The organism is Collimonas sp. (genome assembly GCF_035566375.1).
In the GTDB taxonomy this organism is placed as follows: Bacteria; Pseudomonadota; Gammaproteobacteria; order Burkholderiales; family Burkholderiaceae_D; genus Collimonas.
This window is the reverse complement of the sequence record NZ_DATMRK010000030.1, coordinates 148,746-162,886: the sequence shown is the minus strand read 5'-3', so window position 1 is coordinate 162,886 and position 14,141 is coordinate 148,746. Positions and strand designations below refer to the sequence as shown.

The 14,141-nt window shown below is 48.8% G+C and carries 15 protein-coding genes; 11 read left to right on the top strand and 4 right to left on the bottom strand.

Features of this window, described 5'->3' with window-relative positions:
* Positions 1-126: 126 nt before the first annotated feature.
* From VNZ60_RS09980 to VNZ60_RS09970, 3 genes are all read right to left on the bottom strand, one after another.
* Positions 127-978 carry a hypothetical protein gene (locus tag VNZ60_RS09980; RefSeq protein WP_325658622.1) on the bottom strand — a complete coding sequence of 284 codons (852 nt, stop codon included), beginning with the start codon at positions 976-978 and terminating at the stop codon, positions 127-129.
* 139 nt (positions 979-1,117) lie between these two features.
* Positions 1,118-1,573 (bottom strand): hypothetical protein, encoded by a 456-nt coding sequence (locus VNZ60_RS09975; protein WP_325658620.1) that lies wholly within the window; start codon positions 1,571-1,573, stop codon positions 1,118-1,120.
* A 2-nt stretch (positions 1,574-1,575) separates the two neighbouring features.
* The gene (locus tag VNZ60_RS09970; protein WP_325658618.1) at positions 1,576-2,439 is read right to left on the bottom strand and encodes a metallophosphoesterase; all 864 of its coding nucleotides are present in this window, start codon (positions 2,437-2,439) and stop codon (positions 1,576-1,578) included.
* Positions 2,440-2,639: 200 nt separating this feature from the next.
* On the opposite strand from VNZ60_RS09970, the gene VNZ60_RS09965 reads away from it, so the two are divergent.
* From VNZ60_RS09965 to VNZ60_RS25245, 8 genes are all read left to right on the top strand, one after another.
* Positions 2,640-3,071, top strand: coding sequence for a hypothetical protein (locus VNZ60_RS09965; protein ID WP_325658616.1), 432 nt, complete (start codon positions 2,640-2,642; stop codon positions 3,069-3,071).
* Positions 3,072-3,236: 165 nt separating this feature from the next.
* On the top strand, positions 3,237-4,802 hold the full coding sequence (locus tag VNZ60_RS09960) for a recombinase family protein (RefSeq protein WP_325658614.1): 1,566 nt from the start codon (positions 3,237-3,239) through the stop codon (positions 4,800-4,802).
* Positions 4,799-5,701 (top strand): plasmid partitioning protein RepB C-terminal domain-containing protein, encoded by a 903-nt coding sequence (locus VNZ60_RS09955; protein WP_325658612.1) that lies wholly within the window; start codon positions 4,799-4,801, stop codon positions 5,699-5,701. The genes VNZ60_RS09960 and VNZ60_RS09955 overlap by 4 nt, the downstream gene beginning before the upstream one ends.
* Positions 5,698-6,579, top strand: a complete 882-nt coding sequence (locus tag VNZ60_RS09950; RefSeq protein ID WP_325658719.1) for a plasmid partitioning protein RepB C-terminal domain-containing protein — start codon at positions 5,698-5,700, stop codon at positions 6,577-6,579. Before VNZ60_RS09955 ends, VNZ60_RS09950 begins: the two co-directional genes overlap by 4 nt.
* 189 nt (positions 6,580-6,768) lie before the next feature.
* Complete coding sequence (locus VNZ60_RS09945; protein WP_325658610.1) at positions 6,769-7,413, top strand: TnsA endonuclease N-terminal domain-containing protein; 645 nt, start codon at positions 6,769-6,771, stop codon at positions 7,411-7,413.
* Positions 7,410-9,314, top strand: a complete 1,905-nt coding sequence (locus tag VNZ60_RS09940) for a transposase (RefSeq protein ID WP_325658608.1) — start codon at positions 7,410-7,412, stop codon at positions 9,312-9,314. Before VNZ60_RS09945 ends, VNZ60_RS09940 begins: the two co-directional genes overlap by 4 nt.
* Positions 9,311-10,213, top strand: a complete 903-nt coding sequence (locus tag VNZ60_RS09935; protein WP_325658606.1) for a TniB family NTP-binding protein — start codon at positions 9,311-9,313, stop codon at positions 10,211-10,213. Before VNZ60_RS09940 ends, VNZ60_RS09935 begins: the two co-directional genes overlap by 4 nt.
* 5 nt (positions 10,214-10,218) lie before the next feature.
* On the top strand, positions 10,219-11,244 hold the full coding sequence (locus VNZ60_RS25245) for a TniQ family protein (protein ID WP_414648807.1): 1,026 nt from the start codon (positions 10,219-10,221) through the stop codon (positions 11,242-11,244).
* 3 nt (positions 11,245-11,247) lie between these two features.
* Here VNZ60_RS25245 and VNZ60_RS09930 read toward each other — a convergent pair whose 3' ends face one another.
* Positions 11,248-11,682 (bottom strand): very short patch repair endonuclease, encoded by a 435-nt coding sequence (locus VNZ60_RS09930; protein ID WP_205631635.1) that lies wholly within the window; start codon positions 11,680-11,682, stop codon positions 11,248-11,250.
* Between the two features lie 183 nt (positions 11,683-11,865).
* Between VNZ60_RS09930 and VNZ60_RS09925 the strand changes: the two genes are divergently transcribed.
* The 3 genes from VNZ60_RS09925 to VNZ60_RS09915 all read left to right on the top strand — a co-directional run bounded on the left by VNZ60_RS09925 (position 11,866) and on the right by VNZ60_RS09915 (position 14,124).
* Positions 11,866-12,057, top strand: coding sequence for a hypothetical protein (locus tag VNZ60_RS09925; protein ID WP_325658602.1), 192 nt, complete (start codon positions 11,866-11,868; stop codon positions 12,055-12,057).
* Positions 12,058-12,062: 5 nt separating this feature from the next.
* The gene (locus VNZ60_RS09920; RefSeq protein WP_325658600.1) at positions 12,063-12,764 is read left to right on the top strand and encodes a hypothetical protein; all 702 of its coding nucleotides are present in this window, start codon (positions 12,063-12,065) and stop codon (positions 12,762-12,764) included.
* A gap of 220 nt (positions 12,765-12,984) precedes the next feature.
* Complete coding sequence (locus VNZ60_RS09915) at positions 12,985-14,124, top strand: DNA cytosine methyltransferase (protein ID WP_082793204.1); 1,140 nt, start codon at positions 12,985-12,987, stop codon at positions 14,122-14,124.
* Positions 14,125-14,141 lie beyond the last annotated feature (17 nt).

Genomic DNA, 14,141 nt, shown 5'->3' with positions numbered 1-14,141 from the left:
TCATATTATGCTTGCATTTTCTATGCTTCAGAATGCAATTCAAATATGAGCTGAATGCTTGCGATTCGGTCCCAGATCACAATGAACATCTTTGTCTTACGCCGTTCCCAAGCTTTCAAATATTTCTTAGCGATCAAGAATTGTCATAAGATCATCTATCTTAATTTGGCTTGGTTGCCCTAAGAAACTTGCGGAATATTTATCTATAACCTCTTGCACGCCATCCTTATCAAATTTCAAACGTTCAGTTATTGAAGCGCGAAGCAATTTTAAATTTTGTGGAGTCGGGTACTGTCCCGCCTCCACCAATTCTGTAATTAATCGCTCTTTTCTTTCTTGGAATCCTTTGCCATAGGTCCCCGCCTTTAAATATTTTGCCAGTACTATAAACAACATTTTTTCCGCATAAAAAGGCTGAAATTTATTCGGTAAACCGACAAGGGCAACCTCAAAAGAGCGCGTTTCAAATAATTTTTTATAAAAGAGAGAAAAAGAGTCGTCAATATCTGCACCTTCATAGATTGTTTCTTGACTACCTATTAAATATTGAAATGGAACAAGTTCACCAATACGCACCCCGCGGATTGCGTTCAAACCATAACAACATGCCATCACAACACCAAATTTATTTTGACATGCGATATTCACCTCTCGGCAACGAGAGGCAAACCATTCCCACGATAGATAATGACCAGGTTTTACGACCAACCCGTGCTGCTCAGAACCATGGAAATCAACATGTAGTAGCGGCTTTACATTGTTATCGATACAGTCTTTTTTAATCGCTCCAAATACATTTTTCACATCATCTGCAGAGCCCACAGAATACGCTGATGCAATATCCGGTAAAAGGCCTGAAAATTTGCTTAGTGGTTGTAAGTCTTCTTCAAGTCTGCGAGAAGTATTTTTTGTGGCCTCTGTATGAATAATATAAATTCGACTTACCGAAGATTCCATTTTATAAGTTACGCTGAGCACAATTTTCCTTTGCTTAAATAGGCTTACATTCGACGCAACGATGTCGAGTCGTAGCGGCACCGTCGATTAAGCGACGTTTTCTAAAATGCGCAACACCGTCGCCACGAGTACGTGGTATTACGGCCGCTCTAGTTTAGAGCTATCGAAAAGCATGGCGATTCGCCATGGCGTCATAAAGCGCATGATGCTCAGGAAATCTAGTTTTTTCGTAGAAATCGCAGCGAAGCAGTTCATCGATGCTGTTACCAACGAACGTCTGTCGACACCACTTCGGCACCTGATATTCCAAGGCATTGATCAATAGATCCCAGTCCGTTTGAGAATCAACACAGATTTCAATATGGTCCCGTTCAGCCCTAACAAGCTCTAGCCAGGTTCGTAATCTGACGGACAAATCTTCCTTGGAACATATTGCACCTGAAAAACGCCCGAGTAATGGAATAACCGTTTCCCGCACAAAATCGCTGCAATCGCTATCTGGATACGGAATTTCCGCATAAAACTCTTCGCCGGAATCTGCGACCATCCCGATGCTGATCAAATGTGGGCGAATAAAGTCTGTGAATTCCGTGTCGAGAAATATCTTTAGAGTCATCTTTAGATCTCGATCACCAATGCTGGATCAAACGCTTCGTTTTCCCATTCAAGTTGATCGACATGAGGCGCCGTTCTCACATTAAATGGATAGCCGCGTGGGTTGGCAACGATGCGCGTAGTCCCGACCTGATAATCAAAATTATCATGTACGTGCCCATGTATCCACAAATCCGCGTTCTCGATCAATGGCGTCAAGTCGCTAACAAATGCCGCATTCAATAAAGTGCCGGCAAAACGCGGATGGATGGAATTCGGATGCGGCCCGTGATGGGTGACAACCACCGTGCGGCCATCAAAATCCTCATACAGTTTTTCTTCCAACCAAAGACGGGATTTTTGATGAATCTTCAACGCATCTTGCGCGGTGAACCGACCATGCCTACCTCGAATCACACGATGATCGTTCAATTCGCGCTCAGCTTCTCGCATGGCAGTCAGCGGATTGGATGGATCGATGCGGTAATCTGTCCATAGGCAGCAACCAAGAAAACGTACATCGTTGAAGATATATTCTTTCCGTTCAAGATAGTGCACGTTGCCGCTCACTTCAAAATTTTCCAATTCATCAACAAGATCGAAATATTTTTCCTTATAGGCTTCATGATTGCCGTGCACATAGATCACCGGCACCGGCCAATCCGAGAAGACACTGATCGCTTTGGTATTGCGATGAATGTCACCGGCGATAACCAGCACATCTGCATCCGTGTGTTCAATCACGCGATAGTCAGGAAATCGTTGATCCAGAAATTCCAGATGCAAGTCAGAGGCGATTTGAATTTTCATCATCGGAGGTGGCCAGAAGCTAACAAAGATTGCATGCGAATTGCCCGTGCGCAATGAACCAAATATCGCTATTGCCATTTTTTATTGCACTCATTGGGTCAAACGGACCGCCAACGCATGACAACCGATCATATGCGCATTTCCATATCATAGCTCACCCAAAAATGATGGTTATTTGAAATGCTATTACGCTCCGGATTCCTGTTTGCAGAATCAATTTTATGATGTAACTACTACGCCCCCGCCCTCCCTTCTCATAGCTTATGTACGAGGGTCGCATGAAAAGCAAGCACTGTGCAGCGTGCGGTCAGATATTCTACCCACGCCCCCAAGTTCCGCTACAAAACTACTGTGCTGCCCCTGTCTGCCAGCGTGAACGACGACGACGCTGGCAAGAAATAAAGCGACATTCCGATCCTGACTATCAGGACAACCAGACTCGGGCCCAACAAGCCTGGTGCAAAAGACATCCAGATTACTGGCGCGATTACCGCATCACTCATCCGGAGTATATGAAGCGAAATCGTACTCAGCAACTTGAACGCAATGAACAAGCGCGGGTGAGTTCAATTGCAAAGATGGACGCGTCAGAACCGATTTTCCGTTTGCAATCAGGGATATATCGCATTGCTGGCGTCGCGTCAGCTGGTATTGCAAAGAAGAACGCGTGGATTGTGGAAATCACTTTGGTTTCAGAGACTTACCGGTAACCCGAGGGAATTGCAAAGAGAGGACTTGATAGGCGCAGCGACATACCGCTGTTACTGTAGCTTCAGGTGCGCGATGTATAAAGCATGCAAGATCAAATGCAGTGATTGCGAGAAAGAAAATTCCCGTGCGCAACATCGTCTGCCGCAATTTGGAGGGCGAACCGTATGCTACAAGATCAGGCAGGCGATGGCGATGCTCTGAATGCCTCGCAATCCCAGGCAGCAGAGTACGTGAGGATGTCAACCGAACACCAACAATACTCGACTGAAAATCAACGCGACAAAATTCGCGAATACGCTGCCCAACGCAACATCGAGATCGTCCGCACCTATGCCGACGAAGGTAAAAGCGGCCTGCGCATCGATGGTCGTCAGGCGTTGCAACGTTTGATTAAGGACGTCGAGACGGGCTCTGCCGATTTCCAGATCATCTTGGTGTATGACGTCAGCCGGTGGGGACGATTTCAAGATGCGGACGAAAGCGCGTATTACGAGTACGTGTGTCGACGCGCTGGTATCCAGGTCGCCTATTGTGCCGAGCAATTCGAGAACGACGGCTCTCCGGTTTCGACCATCGTCAAAGGCGTCAAACGGGCCATGGCTGGCGAATACAGCCGTGAATTGTCAGCCAAGGTATTCGCCGGACAATGTCGACTAATTGAACTTGGATATCGACAAGGTGGTCCCGCTGGCTATGGCTTGCGGCGCGTATTGATTGACCAATTCGGTTCCGTCAAAAGCGAGCTTGCACGTGGCGAACACAAGAGTCTCCAGACGGATCGCGTAATTTTGATGCCAGGTCCCGAAAGCGAAGTCCAAATAGTTAATCAGATTTATCAATGGTTCATCAATGACAGCCTCAATGAATATGAGATTGCCGAACGCCTAAACAGCATGAATATCTTGACTGATCTCAGCCGATCTTGGACGCGCGCTACCGTACACGAAGTGCTGACCAATGAGAAATATGTCGGCAACAACATTTATAACCGCATTTCTTTTAAATTGAAAAAGATGCGAGTGGTGAATAGCGCGGATATGTGGATTAGAAAAGATGGCGCCTTCGAATCTGTAGTACCTCCAGAAATTTTCTATACTGCGCAAGGCATCATGCGCGCACGAGCTCGGCGTTTCACCGACGAGGAATTGGTTGATCGCCTTCGCTCCTTGTACAAGAACCGAGGATTCCTATCGGGACTAATCATCGACGAAATGGAAGGCATGCCGTCATCCACTGTGTATGCTCATCGATTTGGCAGTCTGATCCGAGCCTATGAAATAGTGGGCTTTACGCCCGATCGAGATTATCGCTATCTCGAAATAAACCGATTCCTGCGACGTCTGCATCCGAAAATTGTGTTGGAGACTGAAACCAATATAGCCGAGCTAGGTGGGCAGGTTGTTCGCGACTCGGCAACCGACCTGCTGAAGGTGAATCGGGAATTCTCGGTATCCCTGGTGCTAGCCCGTTGCCAGACCCATGATTCAGGTCGTAACTGCTGGAAAATCCGGTTCGACAGCAGCCTGGTGCCAGACATCACTGTGGCCGTACGTCTCGACCAAACGAACCAGTCTCCCCTTGATTACTATCTTTTGCCGCGACTGGACTTCGGTCAGGCACGCCTTAACCTCGCAGAGCAAAATTCGATCGAATTTGACAGCTATCGCTTTGACACTCTCGATTATCTTTATGGCATGGCGGAGCGTGCTCGCATGAGGAGAGCCGCATGACTCAGAATCATAAGCCTGGCGAGTTAAGGATGATCCCCGTAGACCGTATCGACGTACTCAATCCTCGCGAGCGGAATAATAAAGTGTTTGAGGAAATCACAAAAAATATACAGATGATCGGGCTCAAAAAACCGATCACCGTGACGCCGCGCGCCGGTTCCGATGGCGAAGAACGTTACTTATTAGTTTGTGGCGAAGGACGCATGAAGGCGTTCAAGTCCTTTGGCGAAACCACCATTCCCGCACTAGTTGTCTCTGTTAGCGATGAAGATGCATTCATCATGAGCCTTGCCGAGAATATCGCGCGTCGACACTATCGTCCGCTGGAGCTATTCGCGAGCATACAAGCATTGTTCGATCAAGGATATGACCAAAAAACCATCGCTTCGAAAACAGGGCTAACCCTCGAGTATGTGCACGGCATTGTTGCACTATTGGAGCGTGGCGAAGAGCGATTGCTGGTTGCAGTCGAGAGAGGAAAGATTCCACTCAATGCGGCAATCGCGATAGTTGGTGCAGGCGACGACGACAAAGCCGTGCAGGCCGCATTACAGGAAGCCTATGAATCAGGTAAGCTGCGCGGCAAACACTTGCAAGAAGCTAGGCGCGTAATCGAGCGCCGCCAAACTCTGGGACGATCGGTGGCGCGCGGCACGCCCCGTAAAAGAATAGACGTCACAACGTCCAGTTTGGTGCGGAGTTATCAGAAGGAAGTCGAACGACAACGTTTGATGGTAAAGAAGGCCGAATTTGCGCAACAACGCCTGCTATTTGTCGTCGGCGCCCTACGTCAGCTTCTCGCTGACGAAAATTTTACCAATTTACTGCGCGCCGAAGGCTTGGATACTTTGCCAAAATATTTGACGGATAGAATATGGACGGCTGGGAGCAAGCCATGACGGGGATATCGCTCGGCTTTTCTCTTGAACCGCTATCGCTTCCGCTCACCTGCATCCTTCCATCACGAAAGATGCCTGAGGGTCTCATCACGTCTCGCAAATTCAAACAGATTTGCTCCTCTATTGGAGAGGTCGGTTTAATCGAACCCCTGTCCATTACGCCAGTCATTCGCGACTTAGAGCAACATATGCTTCTGGATGGGCACATCCGCCTCATCGCGATGCGCGATCTTGGATTTGTCGATGCGCCGTGCTTGGTGTCGACGGACGATGAAGCATATACCTACAACAGTCGTATCAATCGGCTATCGACGATCCAGGAGCATTTCATGATCCGCCGCGCCATTGATCGTGGAGTCTCGCCTGACCGGCTTGCCAAAGTGTTGAGTGTCGACGTAAGTCAAATACTCAAGAAAATGAATTTACTCGACGGCATCTGCACCGAGGCAGCGGACATGTTGAAAGACCGACAGTTTTCGGTGGAAATATCTAGGGTGCTGCGCAAGATGAATTCAACCCGGCAGGTGGAGTGCGTCGAGTTGATGATTGCTGCGAACACCGTGACGGTGGCTTATGCTGAAGCTATGCTGGTGGCAACGCCGGAGGAATTCCTGGTAGAAGCAAAAAAGACGTTGAAGCTGACCGGTGTCACGCAGGAGCAGATGGCAAAAATGGAGCGGGAAATGGCAAATCTCCAAGGGCAATACAAAATGGTCGAACAAAACTACGGTCAGGACGTGCTCAATTTGGTTCTCGCCAAAGGTTATTTGACGAAGCTATTGGAGAACCCAACAGTTGCCCGTTATCTCCGCCAACGGCAGCCCGAAGTATTAGCTGAATTCGAGTTGATCATTAAAACGACCGCGCTGGATCAATGAGGTAAAAAATTGGGGGCAAAGGGTCAGCTCATTGACTAAACTATTTTAACGATTGCCAAGCCCAAGCAGAATAGAACAATCTGGAAGGGACAGCATGGTCACTTCCACAATAGCTTATGCTATAAAATTGCCAAAAGACAATGCGATATTCCAGCTTATTGTGCAGGTTATTTACCGTCAAGGAACGCTATGGCTGTTCGGAAGATCCCTAAAAATCATCTGGTCGTTACCGGCAGTTTCGCCAGTCGTAAAAATGGCCAGATGGATCAATTTGAATCCTTGCTGGAAAAAGAGTACTTGCTGCTCCTCGATTTCGACGACAGCGTCGAACGTTATGAAACACAGCCAGTCACGATTCCAATTCCCGGACTGGCTAACGGTTATACCCCGGATGTGCTTGTATTTTATCTCTCCGATCACAAGCCACAACTCACGGAAATCAAACACACTGACGACTTGCATCGGAATGCCGACAAATATGCTCCCAAGTTTGCGGCGGCAGAACAATACACCCTCGAGCGGAATTGGGAATTCCGCATCGTGACGCAGATCGACATTCGCACCCCACGACTGGGCAATCTCAAATTCCTACGGGAATATCGCAATATTGAGCCCGCAGCGCAAGACTGCGCCGAACTTGTCAGACTAATGAAAGAAGCGGGAGGAGTTTCTTCGCCGAAAACACTTCTTGATCAATTAGCGACCAGTGATGACGATCGGCTGTATTGGCTGCCGGTCATCTGGCATTCGATAGTCACACGAAAAATAGCGGCAGATTTGGACAGGCCTATAGACGATAACGCTGCACTTCATCTGCCGCAATGTGTCCTATGAATACCACAGAGCCCCCATTACTTTGGATCAAAGAGGGTGCGACGATCACCAACAATGATCGCGAATACGTTGTCGTGGCTTTGGCTGACATCAACTTGGTTTTGGCCAAAGAAGTCGGGACAGAAGAAAAGGTGTTACTCAAAATCGGAGATATTGGTCCACCAAGGGTCATTGGCGAAGCCACGCCGATGCCGCAACCAGAACGAGCGCTGGCAGGTGTCTCTGACGCAGATTGGCAAGTTGCTGAAGCTCGCCGCAAGTACATCGGCCCGCTATTGAATAGCTATTATCAGCACTCGGATGCTCTCGCGGATAAAATTGCCGCCGAAGCGGACGTCAGTCGAGCTACCATCTATAGATGGCTGGCGACGTTCAGAGATACCGGCCTGCTCTCTTCCTTGCTACCAAATCCAGGGGGCAAAGGAGGTAAAGGGAAAGCTAGGTTATCGGCCGACGTCGATGCCATTATTCAAGACTGCATCGAAAATTTCCACGATACCGACCAAAGCCAATCCGTTGCTTCGACGATCGCCGAGGTTCGCAGACGCTGCTCCAATGCAAACCTTCGCTTACCTGCAACCAATACAATCCGGGCTCGCCTCGAACAAACAAAGGGGCGAGAGCGTGTCGCACGTCGCAAAGGTGAAGCAGTCGCGCACGACCAATTCGATCCAATCAAAGGTACCATCCCAGACGCAGATTGGCCGTTAGCAATCGTACAGATCGATCATACTTTACTGCCAGTAATCATCGTCGACGACGTGTATCGCAAATCCATCCGGCGAGCCTGGATTACGCTGGCTATCGATGTCAATAGTCGGGTTTGCCTGGGAATGCATTTGTCGCTCGACGCTCCATCATCTATGTCTGCCGGCATGTGCATCTCCCACGCCATTTTGCCGAAGGAACGTTGGATGGCAAGGCTGAATATCACCTCAACGGATTGGCCATGCTGGGGAACCATGAGCGTGCTGCACATGGATAACGCACGCGAATTCCGAGGTCAGATGTTAAGCATGGCATGTCAGGAATACGACATTGATCTTCACTTACGTCCGGTTAAAAAGCCCCGCTATGGGGCACACATTGAACGTTTAATGGGAACTGTGTCCGAAGGACTCAAGACGCTGAAGGGAGCAACCTTCTCCGGCCCAGATGAAAAGGGAGCATACGACTCCGAAGGCAATGCCTGCATGACCTTCAGCGAATTGGAGCGTTGGTTGGTTCTGTTTTTTGCCGCATATCATCGGAAGCCACACGCTGGGATCAACACCTCACCGTTGGCTAAATGGCGAGAAGGCTTGCTCGGCACAAAAGGAAAGCCGGGACGCGGGCTGCCCGCACGTCGCCTTGATGACGAAAAGCTGCGTATCGACTTCATGCCATTTTTCGAACGAACTATTCAAAATTACGGTGTCCTGATAGACGTCCACTACTATCATGATGTCCTACGCCCTTGGATAAATACGCCTCATCCGGAGTTTAATAAACATCGGCGCAAATTTCCATTTCACCGAGATCCGAGAGATATCAGCGTTTTATATTTTTTCGATGAAATAGCTCAACGCTACTTCTCCATTCCGTATCGCGATACGAGTCTGCCGCCCGTAAGTATCTGGGAATTGCGGGAAGCGTATCGACGCGCCGATGAAAAGGGTATCTCGCGCGAAAACGAAAAAGCTGTGTTTGCCCTAATCAATGAACAACGAGAAATCGAAGCGGAAGCCGCAGAAAAAACAAAAGCAGCGCGACGTGCACAGCAGCGCCGAACCCAGCACGCCGTAGCCCGCAAGCATAAGGACGAGGACTTACCCAATGTCAGCACACCGACTTCTACGGCACCTCCGCCGGGGGTACGGGGATACGATCCTGATGCAGTGGCGCCACTGGATGACGAATGATGCCCGAAAAAAAAGATTTCCCTCATCTCAACGAAGCTGCATTAGCGTTAATCGAACGCACAGATGAAGAGCGTATCTACGCGATCCGCGAAGGTTCCTGGTTGGGTTACAAAGATGCCAAGCGCATTCTGGCACGCATGGAGGAACTATTGACCTATCCGCGTATTACTCGCATGCCAAACATGCTTTTAGTCGCGCCATCGTTTAATGGTAAGACCTCGATTCTGGAACGTTTCATGTCGCTGCATCACCCAGATTTGGATGCCGAAGGAGAAGTGACAATCTGTCCCGTGGTAATGGTAGAGGCGCCGCCAAAGCCAGACATTTCAGATTTTTACACGCGTATATTGGATGTGCTGATGACACCCTATAAGCCCACGGCATCGACCCCAGAAAAATACTCACAGATTAAGCGCTTGTTCCGTCAAATGGATGTGCATATGTTGATCGTCGATGAAATTCATCATTTGATTACCGGCAGCACGAATCGCCAGCAGGAATTTCGTAACGCGATTAAAAGTCTGGGCAACGAAACCGGAGTGTGCATGGTCGCGGCGGGAACTGAAGATGCCTACAATGCGTTTAACACCGATCCTCAAATGTCTAGTCGCTTCACTCCTGAAGAGCTTCCTGTTTGGAAGCCGAACAATGAATTCGGTTCTTTGCTGGCCACCCTCGAACTGCGAGCCCCATTAAAGCAGGCATCAAATCTTAAGGACCCTCCCACTATGCTAGCCATTCATACCCGTAGCGAAGGCACATTGGGCGACATGGTCGATTTGGTTAAGGAATTGGCGGTAGATGCAATTCGAAACAAGGTCGAACGAATTACGTTTGATCGGATCACCTCCCTGAGATGGGTACCTCCATCCAAGCGGAAGCAATATAAGCGTCTCTGATTGTCATGTTGGGACTTACTTCACCGTTGTGGCCAATTCATTACAAGCCGTTGCCCGATGAATTATTATCCTGTTGGCTCGTGCGCCTTGCGCATGGGCACGGTATGAAATCTCAAACCTTCTGCAACGTTATTTTTGGCAATCGCATTCAAATATGGAATCGGGATATCGACCGATTGGCGCCGTCATGGCTATTGGATGAACTTAGTCGCCGAACTGGGACTTCCCCTGAAACGGTATTGAATACGACTTTGCGAACCTACGAGGGCCTGCTGTACAGGCAATTCAGATTGTCCGGCGCGTTGCATTGGATCCTCGTACTCAAAATGTATCACCGTAAGCGAGAGGGGCATGGGTTGCAGTTCTGTCCCACGTGCCTAGCCGAAGATACTATTCCATATTTCAGGAAAAATTGGCGCATCGCTTTCAATACGGTCTGTACTCGTCATGGAACAATGCTCCTTGACCGTTGCCCGAAATGTAGCGTGGCTGTCGCCGTTCACCGTCTTGATATGGCTAGGCCAGCCGACGTAGAACTCGCTCCACTTTCATATTGCCACATTTGCGGATTTGACTTACGGGCCGCACCGGCAACGGAACCGATTGCGTATGACATCCCGACCGCAGCATTATTGCTTAAGGTAAGTCGGATCGTCGATACCGGAGGTAAACCAAGTCCAGAATGGGATTTGGGACGATATTCAGTCATGCATCAATTATGCAAACTCATGACTTCACGATATCAACACGTTTCCCTTCGACAGTTCGTGTTAGAACAAATTGGAACTCAAGACATGCCTTTGGCAGAGGGACATATATCTTTTGAGATGAGATCGATAGAAGAACGGCACCATTTGGCGCAATTAACAGCTTGGCTGCTTATGGATCCCGAACGGAGATTAACTGCAGCATGGCGAGCACAAGCTGTTCGATACAACGTGCTCGTGAAAGATTTCCATCAACCACCTATTTGGTACAACAGGATCGTCGACAATTTTTCGAATTGGCGAAACCGATTTATATACAGCTAGCACCTAGCTGACATAAAATTTTTTATGAATTTCTCGGTCATTTAGAAAGCGCAGCGCTTTCTTCAACCATATGCTTTTTCTGATATCGCATTCCCAAATTATCATCACTCGCCACCCGGTCCGACGAAGAATTGCAATATTTCTCTTGTCGCGTGAAGCATTGCCCGAAATTTTTCTCTCCCAGTACTCGACATTGCTCTTTGGCCGGGACTGACCATATTTACACGAGTGATCATGCCAAAAACATCCATGTACGAAGATCACTTTGTGACGGGCAGGAAAAACCAAATCTGGCGTCCCAACCAACTTTCGACTGTGCAGAACGTAACGGTAGCCTAAACGATGAAGCGTCGATCGCACGATCATTTCTGGCTTTGTGTCTTTGCTGCGCACTTGAGCCATTGTGCGGCTGCGCTCAGCGACAGAGATCCGGTCCACACTCAACCTCCTTAGTAAACTTACCTCAGATATTCAGAGCATACGCCTAATGTAAATCGCTCAATCGCCACCCCCAATGGCGTCAACCTCAGCCAGGCAGTCGATCAGATGATGCCGTCCGCTATACTAGCGATCTGAATCCATCCACCGAAGTGAAGTTGAGGTACCATTCTTGGCGAGACAATGGCCGCGACTATCGTGCTCATCGATACCAAACCAAAAAAAAATGAATCAGGAAGAAGTATGGCGGTATTGAATCAAATTGTAGCCCTGGACATTTCCACTGACGATCGGGTTCAAGCCATTGAACAAGCCAGGATGCACGGTAAGCTTTTCGATGCCTTAAAGCGCCCCGGTTTCATTCACATTAGGTAGTAATCATGACGAGATCTTTTGGTCTGGTGGATTATAAAGTTCAGGAAGCTGAGTTCTTTCTGCTCGAAGTTCATCGCTACGGCCAAAAAATCGATTTCTGGGCGGTCCAGTTCTGCGTCTCTGCTTTTGTCTCGGCCGCGCGCAGCGTTACGTTCGCGATGCAAGCATCTCTCAAAGGTAATCCAGAGTTTGATGTATGGTATGCCCCTCGACAAGAAGCGCTTCGAAAGGATCCCTTGTCACGCTTCTTCCATGATTTCCGAACGGTGACGCAGCACATCGGAGAGAACTTAGTCTCCGGCGGGTCTCACAGTAAAGCGGGTACCTTCTATTACTTTGTTCCCTGCCGTGACTTGCCGAACGTCCCCGAGTTGGATGTGATCACCGCGTGCAACACGTATTTCAAAAGCGTGCTTGAACTGGTGCATGACTGTTATGTACATCTTCGGACCATCGTTGATGGCCAATGGTACTTCACGGAGGAGAACTTTAGGCACCTAGGAAAGACGATTGAAGATGCCGAAGAGGAGCTTGGCCTGCCACGCGGCTGGACCGACATCAAAAAACCTGGGATCGAACCATATCGTTGGCACGTGTTGAGACGGAGTGCCGACGGCTGCAATATCCAATCACAGTTTGATAAGTGGTTGGGTAGGACCTTAGATCGGCCGCCAACTCCCCCCTATGATTCTGGGCGGTCTGAGTAAATGGCACGTGCGGACGCGTTTTAATCATAAAATCAGGCTCGCCGAAATTGATGATATAAACACAATAAACTCATTTTCCTACTTACTCACTTTCATCAATTTGCATACGGGAATTCATGAATATAGGCCCAACGTCCGCTATTTGGTGCCATAAAGCAGGATGTCAAAATGTTGACGCCTTTGTGCAATCGCTGTACATTGACGCCACTAGGAGGCGTCAATGCGTGTTGTGGATCTTTTCGCCGGATGCGGCGGGTTGAGTAAGGGATTTGAGCAAGCGGGCTTTGAGCTTACGCTGGCAGTAGAGCATTGGGCTCCTGCGCGGGAAGTCTACAAGGCCAACTTTGATCACATCGTTAAAGACCTGGACTTAGGGCGGGTAACTGACGCCACTCGCCTAATTCGTCCTGAGAGGCCAGATCTGATTATGGGTGGCCCACCCTGTCAGGAATTTTCGGTTGCAGGCGGTCGCGTTGAAAGTGATCGAGCCGAACTGACACTGAAGTTTGCGAAAATCATAAGCGCAGTGCGACCGCGCTGGTTCATGCTGGAAAACGTACCAGGTGCTCGCAAAAGTGTCGCTTGGCAGTCAGGACGTAGTGTTTTGGAAAAAGCCGGTTATGGTATTACTGAGTGCATTCTCAACGCAGCGTACTTCGGGGCACCGCAAAATAGGAAGCGTTTTTTTGCCATTGGCTGCATAGGCGAAGAACATGACTTCCTGTTTGATGAAATTCAAATGGGGAGTTCAGAAAATCCCCTGTCTATACGCAACTTTGTCGGCGATGAATTTGGCATCGATTTTTACTATAGACATCCAAGGAATTGGGGGCGTCGAGGAGTGTTTTCGCTAGACGAGCCTTCTCCGACTATTCGATCAACGAACCGGCCCGTTCCACCAGGTTATAAACCACACCCTGACGACGCTGGTCCATGCAAAGAAGCTCGGCCACTATCTTCGTGGGAGCGAGCAAGAATTCAAACCTTTCCTGAGAATTTTCAGTTTTCCGGAACAATGACTAATCAGAGTACGATGATTGCCAATGCCGTGCCAGCCTCCTTGGCAGAGCATGTGGCGGCCGCAATATCCCGTTATGAGGAGCAGCGTTCTATGTTCAGCGACCCAAATTTTCGTGAGTGGTTATCTTCTACTCAAGAGTACACCCCTCGCACCATCAGCAACGTAATTTCGAGAATTAATCGTGCTTCGCGCATCTTGCATGCCCGCCAACTCTCTAATGATCCGTTGGATATAATTCACGCTCTCGAACGTAAAGGCGAGTTCGCCGAACTATCATCCAGCGTGCGTTCGCAAATTAAAAAAGCTATTCGTTTACGCGCAGAGTTTCAAGGGCGTTGAGGTTCGACGGAAGCTAG

Coding starts and splice junctions, on each gene's coding strand:
- VNZ60_RS09975 (WP_325658620.1), bottom strand. CDS start 1,573: ATGACTCTAAAGATATTTCTCGACACGGAATTCACAGACTTTATTCGC.
- VNZ60_RS09970 (WP_325658618.1), bottom strand. CDS start 2,439: ATGGCAATAGCGATATTTGGTTCATTGCGCACGGGCAATTCGCATGCA.
- VNZ60_RS09965 (WP_325658616.1), top strand. CDS start 2,640: ATGAAAAGCAAGCACTGTGCAGCGTGCGGTCAGATATTCTACCCACGC.
- VNZ60_RS09960 (WP_325658614.1), top strand. CDS start 3,237: ATGCTACAAGATCAGGCAGGCGATGGCGATGCTCTGAATGCCTCGCAA.
- VNZ60_RS09955 (WP_325658612.1), top strand. CDS start 4,799: ATGACTCAGAATCATAAGCCTGGCGAGTTAAGGATGATCCCCGTAGAC.
- VNZ60_RS09950 (WP_325658719.1), top strand. CDS start 5,698: ATGACGGGGATATCGCTCGGCTTTTCTCTTGAACCGCTATCGCTTCCG.
- VNZ60_RS09945 (WP_325658610.1), top strand. CDS start 6,769: ATGGCTGTTCGGAAGATCCCTAAAAATCATCTGGTCGTTACCGGCAGT.
- VNZ60_RS09940 (WP_325658608.1), top strand. CDS start 7,410: ATGAATACCACAGAGCCCCCATTACTTTGGATCAAAGAGGGTGCGACG.
- VNZ60_RS09935 (WP_325658606.1), top strand. CDS start 9,311: ATGATGCCCGAAAAAAAAGATTTCCCTCATCTCAACGAAGCTGCATTA.
- VNZ60_RS25245 (WP_414648807.1), top strand. CDS start 10,219: ATGTTGGGACTTACTTCACCGTTGTGGCCAATTCATTACAAGCCGTTG.
- VNZ60_RS09925 (WP_325658602.1), top strand. CDS start 11,866: ATGGCCGCGACTATCGTGCTCATCGATACCAAACCAAAAAAAAATGAA.
- VNZ60_RS09920 (WP_325658600.1), top strand. CDS start 12,063: ATGACGAGATCTTTTGGTCTGGTGGATTATAAAGTTCAGGAAGCTGAG.
- VNZ60_RS09915 (WP_082793204.1), top strand. CDS start 12,985: ATGCGTGTTGTGGATCTTTTCGCCGGATGCGGCGGGTTGAGTAAGGGA.